Source organism: Treponema sp. R6D11 (assembly GCF_054786075.1).
Genome location: NZ_BDHD01000110.1, coordinates 1 through 6,286 on the forward strand (window position 1 = coordinate 1; position 6,286 = coordinate 6,286).

The 6,286-nt window shown below is 44.1% G+C and carries 5 protein-coding genes; 4 read left to right on the plus strand and 1 reads right to left on the minus strand.

What is annotated here, in order from left to right; all coding sequences use genetic code 11:
• The 4 genes from ACYVTD_RS09115 to ACYVTD_RS09130 all read left to right on the plus strand — a co-directional run.
• Positions 1–415 (plus strand): hypothetical protein (locus ACYVTD_RS09115; RefSeq protein ID WP_461247466.1); only part of this gene is annotated, 415 nt, incomplete at its 5' end.
• Between the two features lie 9 nt (positions 416–424).
• On the plus strand, positions 425–1,027 hold the full coding sequence (gene rdgB / locus ACYVTD_RS09120) for an RdgB/HAM1 family non-canonical purine NTP pyrophosphatase (RefSeq protein WP_461247467.1): 603 nt from the start codon (positions 425–427) through the stop codon (positions 1,025–1,027).
• Between the two features lie 130 nt (positions 1,028–1,157).
• Positions 1,158–3,218 carry an ATP-dependent helicase gene (locus tag ACYVTD_RS09125; protein ID WP_461247468.1) on the plus strand — a complete coding sequence of 687 codons (2,061 nt, stop codon included), beginning with the start codon at positions 1,158–1,160 and terminating at the stop codon, positions 3,216–3,218.
• A gap of 99 nt (positions 3,219–3,317) precedes the next feature.
• A complete protein-coding gene (locus tag ACYVTD_RS09130) occupies positions 3,318–4,154 on the plus strand; it encodes a DUF4116 domain-containing protein (RefSeq protein WP_461247469.1) in 837 nt (278 codons plus the stop codon).
• Positions 4,155–4,236: 82 nt separating this feature from the next.
• Here ACYVTD_RS09130 and recG read toward each other — a convergent pair whose 3' ends face one another.
• Positions 4,237–6,117, minus strand: coding sequence for an ATP-dependent DNA helicase RecG (gene recG, locus ACYVTD_RS09135; protein ID WP_461247470.1), 1,881 nt, complete (start codon positions 6,115–6,117; stop codon positions 4,237–4,239).
• Positions 6,118–6,286 lie beyond the last annotated feature (169 nt).

Consider the following 6,286-nt stretch of genomic DNA (forward strand, 5'->3'; position numbering starts at 1 on the left):
GTCTTTTCAACGGGAATATGACGAATTAAATATTTTATTAAAACGCGGCGTTACGGAAAATTTTCATGAGTTAAATTTCTATAGGGCCGTTGAATTAATGCATGACGGAAATATCGACTTGGCTTTTGACTTCTTACGGTCAATACCCGAAGAAAGCGCGGACTGGTATGTTTACGCGAATAAGGGGCGCATATTTGAATCCCAGCGTTCTCTTTCACTCGCTTTGGAGCAGTACTCTTTCGCGCTTGAAAAAAATCCCGATAAAAAGACCGCGTCTAAAATTACATTCAACAAGTCAAGGTGCTATACCGCCCTCGCCCGCCCCTCCGACGCGCTTATCGCCCTTGAAGACGCGTTGAATCTAGACCCTGATAACCTTACCGCGCGTCTTGAGTATGAAAGATTATTGTTCTAGTATTACAATATGAAAATATGGTTTGCCACAAATAACGCCCATAAAAAAGAAGAGCTTGAAAAAGTCTTAAACGTAAAACTTTTTATCCCGTCTCAGGAGGGAATAAAATTTAATCCCGATGAAACGGGAAGAACTTTCAGCGAAAATTCCCTGATTAAGGCGCGGGAACTTAAAAAACTTCTTGGTAACAGCGGTGATCTTGTAATAGCGGACGATTCCGGTCTTTGCGTTAACGCGCTTGAAGGAAGACCTGGCGTATTTTCCGCGCGATATGGGGAAAAAGACGGCAAGAAGCTCGCTAGCGGGGAACAAAACCTTTTGCTTATTGACGAATTGGGTGAAAACCAAAACAGAAGCGCTCGCTTTGTCTGCGCCATGACCGTTTTGCGTGAAACTGAAAATTTTATCATCGTTCAGGAAACCCTTGAGGGGGAAATTGTTAGAAAGAGCGGAATGAAGGGGGACGGCGGCTTCGGTTACGATCCCATTTTTTGGATACCTTCATTAGGGCGCACCCTTGCGGAACTTTCCATGGAAGAGAAGAACACGTTGAGCCACAGGGGAAAAGCTGGGAAAGTTGTATCGGATGTTTTGACGCATTTAAACAAATGATGAATTTAAGAAGATCTAACCACGAACCACACGAACCAACACGAACAACGAAAAGATATGTGCAAAAAGTTCGTGAGTTTCGTGTGGTTCGTGGTAAAAATTCTTCCTCTTATTCTTTTAAGGAGCAATTTTGCCTAAACTTAACATTGAAGAACAATTAAACGAACAGCAGGCGCTTGCGGTGCGCACGACTGAGGGGCCTTCTCTTATCATCGCTGGCGCTGGATCGGGAAAAACAAGCGTTATTACCTACCGTATCGCGTATATGCTGGAAAAGGGAATTCCCCAGTCGGCGATACTTGCGCTCACTTTTACAAACAAGGCGGCGCGTGAAATGGAGATAAGAGTAAAGGAATTAACGGGAAAGAAACTGCAAAGCCTAAGTATCAGCACTTTTCACGCTTTCGGGCTAAGTATTATTAGGGACGAGGCAGAACTTTTGGGATACAGAAAGAATTTTTCGGTTTACGACGAAACAGACAAAATTACGCTTATAAAGGAATCGTTACGCGAATGTAGAATGTTTTCCCATAAAGTTGATCTTTACTCGCTTAGCCAGTTTTTCTCCAAGGTAAAAACGGGACTTGTCCAATGGAACGAAAACGCCGACATGAAACCCGTTTATGAGGAATACAATCAGGCGTTAAAGATTTACAACGCCGTTGATTTTGACGATCTTTTAACCGTACCGCTTGAACTGTTTGAAAAACACGAAGAAGTCCTTCAAAAATACAAAAAGAAATACCGGTATATATTAATAGATGAGTTTCAGGATACGAGCCTTATCCAATATAAATTGATAAGGTTTCTCGCCTCGGAAAAAAACGCTAATATCTGCGTTGTGGGCGACGACGACCAGTCGATTTATTCATGGCGCGGCGCGAATTACGAGAACATCTTGCTGTTTGAAAATGATTTTCCGGAAAGGACGGAAATTAAACTTGAACAAAATTACCGTTCTACCGGCACTATTCTTGACGCGGCGAACGGGGTAATTTCGCATAATAAAGACAGAAAGGGAAAAAACCTGTGGTCGCGGGACAAGAAGGGAAAGCCAATAGAACTTTTTTACCCCGAGAACGAAACCGCTGAAGCGGAATTTATATCGGATCAGATTAGGCGTTTATCGATAGCGGAAGATTACAAATACCACGATTTCGGCGTGCTTGTAAGGACAAACTCCCTTATGCGCAATATAGAAGAAATCTTTTTGGCGGATAATATTCCCTACCGCGTTTCAGGCGGGACCAGTTTTTTCCAACGCAAGGAAATAAAGGACATAATCTCGTATATGCGTCTGATTTCCAACACGAACGACGACGTGAGCCTTTTACGGATTATCAACACACCGCGCAGAGGCATAGGTAAAACTACGGTCGCCTCGTTAAACGAACTCGCGAAAAAAAATCATATCTGCGTTTGGGACGCACTTTCCCGCAGGATTTACGCCCATTCGCAGGGACAGCAAAACCTTTTTGACGACCATAAGGCGCTTACGGAACTGGAGGAATTTTCCGCGATGATAGAACATTTTCGCACCCTTATGATTGAAAAACAAACTGAGGAAGGAAAACCGTGGAAACTTTCCCAATGCGTTCGCAAGTTAGTTGACGAAATTGACTATTGGAGCTATCTTGTCATTGAACACGGAAAAGACGAGAAAAAAGCGAGATGGAAATACACGAATATCGAATACTTTATCAGAATGATAGAAAACTGGGAAGACGATCCCGACAACCTTGACGCGGGGCTTTACCCGTGGCTTAACCGAATAAGCCTTATCACGAGGGACGATGGGAATAACGACAACGAGGGGAAGGTAAACCTTTCCACAATTCACGCCGCAAAGGGATTGGAGTTCCCTGTTGTTTTTATCGCTGGCGCGGAAAAGGGGTTAATGCCCCACGAGAAAAGCATAATTAAAACGGACGAAGACGGCGAAGACGAAGCTGGGAGCATCGAAGAAGAGCGCCGTCTTTTTTACGTGGCGATTACAAGGGCGAGGGAAAAATTGTACATAACGTGCTGCCGCAGGCGGCGGCGACTGCAAACGGCGGACGAGTGCTCCCCTTCCCCATTTCTCGCGGAGATACCGCCTGAATTGGTCAAATACCACGAAAAAGAACCCGAAGTTATTGACGACGCGAAAGCGGATGAATACATGGCGAAGATTAAGGCTATGTTTAAGTAATTATTATATCTTTTTTCACCCTATCACTCTATGACACTGTGAAGTTCTTACAATATATAAATAAACATAGCAAAAGGAAGAAAACAAGGAGAAGGCAAAATGAACAAGAATAGTAAAACAGAAAAAATTATCTTAGAAGAGGGATTTCTTTCTAACAAGCGGCATCTTGCCTCCACGGATTATTATACCGTTTTCTTCAAAAACGCAACCTTGCGAGATGTCAATAAATTCCTTAAGACCCTGCCTGTAACACATTTTGAATGGGAAAGTCTTATGGCGTGTGAATACGAATACACGGTAACCGAAACCAGTCCTTTTAAAGTTGAAATACAATGTTCAACAGAAGGCACGGGTATGTACAGGCCGATTATTGACGCGGTACAGGAGTGTTCCCTTTGGGCTTTGCTAGTATGTATGGAACAAAGAAAAGAAGACGGGAAAAGAATGACACTTTATTCATATCAGGAAATATTTAAAAAACAGGAACTAATTCAAAGAGATTTACAAAATAAGGTTCGGACTATTAGCGGCAGGGAAGAATTTGTTTTTGAAGACAATGATACCTCTGCATTTCAGACAATTGCGACAAGGGACGAAGCTGTAAAGACCGACTTGGAGCCAATCGTCAGAATGTGGCTTGCCAGAAATATGAAAACCGAAGCTTTGTTGTTTGATGCTGTACGGAAAAACGGATGGGCGCTTGAATATGTTCCGGAAGAATTAAAGACTAGGGAATTGTGTCTTGAGGCATTAATGCATACCCAATCCAAAAATACGATTCAATTCTTGCCGAAAAAGTTCAAGACTGTGAAACTATATATTGAAGCGATAAAGCGCAATATACGTTTATTCCATTATGTACCGAAAAAACTGCAAGCCCGAGTGTTCGCGGAGTTGAAGAAAAGCGGCGGCGAAAAAGTGGGGACGCAATCATGAAATACCCCTGATTTCCCTTTGTGTCCTTCTCCCCCTTCGTGCCCTTTGTGAGAAATTCTTTTGGAAAAATTTAATTTTTATTCTAAAGCGTTACCTCGCCAAACGGTGGCGCTTCTTCAAGCACCCTCGCTATTATACGATGATTTTCCAGCACTAAATCGGGGTCGCTTTCCAGAATCGCAAACGCGTCTTCGCGGGCGCGTTCAAGCTGTTCTATGTCGCGGACAGGGTCGGCTATCCCAAAAAACATATACCCCGACTGCTCGGTACCAGTAATAAGGCCTGGACCACGCAATTTTAAGTCTTCCTGCGCTATTACAAAACCGTCGCTGTTTTCCAACATTACTTTAAGGCGCGTCTTTCCGTCTTCCGTAAGTTCGTCCGAGTAAACAAGAAAGCAGTACGACTGCTCCTGCCCCCTGCCTACGCGCCCGCGCAACTGGTGTAACGCCGAAAGACCGAAACGCTCGGCGTGTTCAATTACCATGCATGTCGCGTTAGGTACGTCCACGCCCACTTCTACAACGCTTGTGGCGGCGAGAATTTTTATTTTTCCCTTGCGAAAATCGTCCATTATCCGAATTTTTTCTTCTTCGGGCAGTTTGGAATGGATAAGGGCGGTTTTTTGCTTTGGGAAAATTTCCTTTCCAAGCCTTTTCGCCATTGAGACCGCGTCTTTTATTTCCTCGTCTTTATTATCATCACTGCCCTCGATTAACGGATAGACAAAATACGCCTGCCTTCCCTTTTCCAGTTCGCCCCTTATATAATCATAAACCTTCATTTCGTTTGACTCTCTCGCGAGGTGGGTTATAATTTGCTTCCTTCCCGGCGGCATATCCTTAATTACAGAAACGTCCATGTCTCCGAAAACGGTAAACGCGAGCGTCCGAGGAATGGGAGTGGCGCTCATCATTAACAGGTTGGGATTGTCCCCCTTGGACATGATAAGCGCCCTCTGCGTTACGCCAAAACGATGCTGTTCGTCTATTACGACAAGTTTTAAATTTTTATATGTTACGTCTTTTGAAAAAAGGGCGTGGGTGCCAACGACAATATCAATTTTCCCCGCATGAAGGTTCTTTATTAATTCTTTGCGTCCTTGCGAATTTATATTGCCCGTAAGAAAGGCGACACTTAATCCAAGCGGCTCCAAAAGACGCGCGGCGTTTTCCGCGTGCTGGCGGGCAAGAAGTTCCGTGGGCGCCATAATCGCGGCCTGCCCGTTACCTTCAATAGCTCGTAACGCCGCGAGAAACGACACGAGGGTCTTGCCGCAGCCGACGTCACCCTGCAAGAGCCGCGCCATCGGCACATTGGACGCCATGTCGGAATTGATCTCCTTTACCGCCGTGTTCTGCCCTTCCGTTAGGGAAAAGGGCAGTCTTTCCAGAAGGCGGCTTTGAAGGGGCGTGAAAGACGCGTCGCCGGCGGAATTACTGAAAACTTCAGCGCTTTTTTTCCCTTTTCTTTCGATAACGCGTTTTCCTACCATAACTTCCAGGTAAAAAAGCTCTTCGTAAACAAGGGATTTTTTTGCTATTTTCAATTCGTTAAAGGATTTTGGATAGTGAATCGCCATAACAGCGTCGCTTTTTTTCATCAATTTATCCCTTTCGATAATTTCACGCGGAAGCTCGTCTTCTATTTTTGCTACGTATTGTTCAAGAATATGCAAAATAAAGCGGCGCATCTGTTTTTGCGTTATATCTTGCGTAAGCGGATACACAGGAAGAATATCGAGGGATTTTTTGTCGGTTTCTAAAGGTTCAATATCAAAAGAGCCTGATTGAATCTCGCCTCGATTGTACTTAAAACGCCCCCAAAGTTTAAATTTAGCGTCGACAACAAGCAGTTTGGAGAGGTAATGGCGGTTATTAAAAAAAAAAACAACCCCCCCACACCAAAGTAAAAACCCCCCCCCCCGGAAAAAAAAAAAAACAACCTTTAAAACCCCATAAATTTAAAAAACCAAAAAAAAAAAAGAAAAACGAAAAAAAAAAAAAAACCTTCCCCCCCATAAAAAAAAACACCCCCGCCAAAAAAAAAAACCCCGCCGCCAAAAAAAACAAAACCCCCCCAAAACCCGGCAAACCCCCCCCCCGCCGCAAACACAACCGCCGCCGTTACGC